Here is a 3,315-nt window from a genome sequence, read left to right as displayed (position 1 = left end):
GGCAGCGTCGAGGACCGCGCCATCCGGGCCAACTCCGCGCGCTGCTCACTACTGACCGGCAACGCCGGTGCTGTCTTGATCGGCATGATCAATCATACCGCGCTAATTCACAGACAGACCACTAGCGGTCGAGGAGCGGGCCGAAGTGCTCCATGCCGGTCGGACCGGTCAGGTACTCCTTGATCAGCCCGACGAACTCGGCGAACGCGGGCGTCTCCCGCCACGTGTTGTGGTGCTCGACGCTGTCCCAGCTCACCGTCAACAGGAAGACGTTCGGCCGCTCGATGCCCCGACCGACCTGCAACGACCGGCACCCACCGGGAACGAGCACCAAATCCGCGGCCTTGGTCAGCACGTCCTCGAACTCGTCGGCCTTGTCCTCGGCGACCTGCAGTTCGGCCTTCTCCGTGACAGCCATCAGGACTTCTCCTCGGTCCGCGGGTTCTCGGTGGGATCGGCCCCGGGATCGGCGGCCACAGTCGGGTCCGGCGTCGCCGCACCGTCCGATCCGGCGCCCGGGTCGGAGCCGACCGGCTCGTCGGGGGAGTTGGCGGGCTCTTCCGCCACGGCGGCGACACCATTGGTTGCTGACGGGCCGTCAGCAGCGACGCCGACCTTGACCGGGCGGGTCGCCTGCACCAGTAGCTGCGCAACGTCGATGACCTGCACTCCCTGGGCCGCGGCCTCGCCGGCGCCCTGCTTGCCGGCCACCGAGTCGGAGATCATCGTCTTGCAGAACGGGCAGCCGGTGACGATCGTGTCCGGGCTCAGCGAGAGCGCTTCTTCGGTGCGGTTGTCGTTGATCCGTTGGCCGATGGTTTCTTCCATCCACATCCGCGCGCCGCCGGCGCCGCAGCAGAAGGACCGCTCCTTGGAGCGCTCCATCTCCTTGTACTCCAGCTTCGCCACGGCCGAGATCAGCTCGCGGGGCGGGGTGTAGACCTTGTTGTGCCGGCCCAGGAAGCACGGGTCGTGGTAGGTCGCGGAGCCCTCGACGGCGTTGATCGGCTTGAGCTTGCCGGCCGCGACCAGCTCGTTGAGCAGCTCGGTGTGGTGCACGACCTCGTAGGTGCCACCGAGCTCGGGGTACTCCCGGCCGACGGTGTTGAAGCAGTGCGGGCAGGTCGCGACGATCTTCGTCGCCTTCGCCTCGTTGAGGGTCTCGATGTTCTGCATCGCGAGCATCTGGAAGACGAACTCGTTGCCCATTCGGCGGGCCGGGTCGCCGGTGCAGGTCTCGCCCTGGCCGAGGATCGCGAACTCCACGCCAGCGATGTGCAGCAGCTCGGCGACGGCCTTGGTGGTCTTCTGCGCCTTGTCGTCCAGGGAACCCGCGCAGCCGACCCAGAAAAGGTACTCGACCTCGGAGAGGTCCTCGACGTCCTGGCCCAGGACCTTGACGTCGAACCCGAGGTCCTTGGTCCACTCGGTGCGCATCCGGGAGGGCATGCCCCACGGATTGCCGGCCTTCTCCAGGTTCTTGAGCATCCCGCCGGCCTCGGAGGGGAAGTTCGACTCGATCATCGTCTGGTAGCGGCGCATGTCGACGATGTGGTCGATGTGCTCGATGTCGACCGGGCACTGCTCCACGCACGCGCCGCAGTTGGTGCACGACCACAGGACGTCGGGGTCGATGACCCCGTTCTCCTCCGCGGTGCCGACCAGCGGGCGCGCGGCTTCGTCCTTGACCGACTGGGGCAGGTTCTCCCGCTCCTCCTCGGTGGCCAGCAGCCACGGAGCCTTGGCGAACGCGTGGTCGCGGAGCTCGAGGATGACCATCTTCGGGGAGAGCGGCTTGCCGGTGTTCCAGGCCGGGCACTGCGACTGGCAACGCCCGCACTCGGTGCAGGTGGCGAAGTCGAGGAAGCCCTTCCAGGTGAAGTCCTCGATCTTGGACCGGCCGAAGATGTCGACGTCGGGATCGGCCTCCTCGAAGTCCAGGGTCTTGCCGCCGGACTGCATCGGCAGCAGCGGGCCCAAGCCGTCGGGCTTGCGCGCGAAGGTGATGTTCAGCGGCGCGATGAAGATGTGCATGTGCTTGGAGTAGACGACGATGATCAGGAAGACGAGCATCACCCCGATGTGGCCCCACAGGCCGACGGTCTCGACCCACTCCAGGGTGTGCTCGTTGTCGATCCCCTCGAAGGCCTGCCCGACACCCTTGGACGCGTACGCGCCGTTGTCGTACGGCAGGTTTCCGGCGGCGTACGAGGCGCCGCGGAAGAAGAACATCGTCCAGAGGACGTTGACGATCATGAACAGGATCAGCCAGGCGCCGCCGGTGTGCGAGCCCTTGAAGCGGGAGGCACGGTCCTTGCGCGCCGGTGAGTCCTTCCAGCGGATCGCGGCGAAGGTCGCCAGGCCGGCCAGGGCCAGCAGTGCGATGGTGTCCTGCGCGAAGCCGAGGATCTCCCAGTGCCCGACGATCGGGATCGCGAAGTCCTCGTCGAAGAGCACGCCGTAGGCCTCGACGTAGACCGTGCCGAGGATGATGAAGGCCCAGAACACGAAGAAGTGCGCGGCCCCGGGGATCGACCACTTCAGCAGCTTCTTCTGCAGGAAGACCTCGACCACCTGGCGTTTGAGTGCCGCGCCCAACTTCGGCCGCTCGACGTTCTTGAGCCGGTCCGGGTCCGGCTGACCGGTCATCGCCAGCCTGTAGAGCCAGAGGCCCCGGCGTGCGGCGATCGGCAGGACCGCGAAGGTCATGGCCAACCCGACGATCCAGCGGGTGGTCATCATCTGGGGAGCTCCCGGGACGGTAGCGGCTGTGGTGAACCCAAGGTGAGCGGAGGTGACGTTACTCCCCGTCAGCGGCCGCTCCTGCGCTGAGCCCCGCCTCACCTGCACGTCTGCGGTGAGACGTGGTCAGCGCAACTCCGCCAGGGCCCGTTTCGCCACCGCCGTGAACTGACCGACCGGGATCCGGCCGGGGGCCCCGGGCACGTTCAACTCGAGGGTGGTCATCAGTCGGCCGTTGCGTCCGACGGCGAACAGGTGGGCGCCGCGCTTGGTGCCGAACGGGCCCGCACTGTTGAGGGAGTAGAAGACTCCGACCACCGTGAGCCCGCTACCCACTCCGGGGTACGTGCCGAGGACGCGGACCTGGGTGCCGCGCCCGAAGGCCTGCCGCTCGCAGGTCCGCACTCCGCCCAGCCAGGCTTTGATCAGGGCGTCGGCGGCTTTGGGGGAGGCGGCCCGGGTGACGTGCTGCTCGCCGACGCCGCCTCGGCCGTCTGCGGCGGTGGAGCGGCGGAAGGCAGAGGCGTCCGCGGGCAGGGCGCCGGCGGCGCAGGAGATGGCCGGGTCCTGGCG

General features: G+C 68.0%; 3 protein-coding genes. All 3 read right to left on the bottom strand.

Translation table 11 applies throughout. The annotated features are described in order from the left end of the window. Positions 1 to 121 precede the first annotated feature (121 nt). The gene (locus H0X00_RS22820) at positions 122 to 418 is read right to left on the bottom strand and encodes a putative quinol monooxygenase (RefSeq protein ID WP_293775087.1); all 297 of its coding nucleotides are present in this window, start codon (positions 416 to 418) and stop codon (positions 122 to 124) included. Beyond that, a complete protein-coding gene (locus H0X00_RS22815; protein WP_367186742.1) occupies positions 418 to 2,739 on the bottom strand; it encodes a (Fe-S)-binding protein in 2,322 nt (773 codons plus the stop codon). The genes H0X00_RS22820 and H0X00_RS22815 overlap by 1 nt, the downstream gene beginning before the upstream one ends. Before the next feature lie 129 nt (positions 2,740 to 2,868). After that, on the bottom strand, positions 2,869 to 3,315 hold a 447-nt coding region (locus H0X00_RS22810), incomplete at its 5' end, for a hypothetical protein (RefSeq protein ID WP_293775084.1).

Origin of the sequence: Sporichthya sp., assembly GCF_013815995.1 — a bacterium.
Taxonomy (GTDB): domain Bacteria; phylum Actinomycetota; class Actinomycetes; order Sporichthyales; family Sporichthyaceae; genus Sporichthya.
The sequence above is the reverse complement of the archived record's forward strand: the minus strand, read 5'-3'. Positions and strand labels throughout refer to the sequence as shown.

Bases quoted from the DNA above. Each gene is read 5' to 3' on its own strand.
- H0X00_RS22820 (WP_293775087.1), bottom strand. From the start codon at position 418: ATGGCTGTCACGGAGAAGGCCGAACTGCAGGTCGCCGAGGACAAGGCC.
- H0X00_RS22815 (WP_367186742.1), bottom strand. From the start codon at position 2,739: ATGACCACCCGCTGGATCGTCGGGTTGGCCATGACCTTCGCGGTCCTG.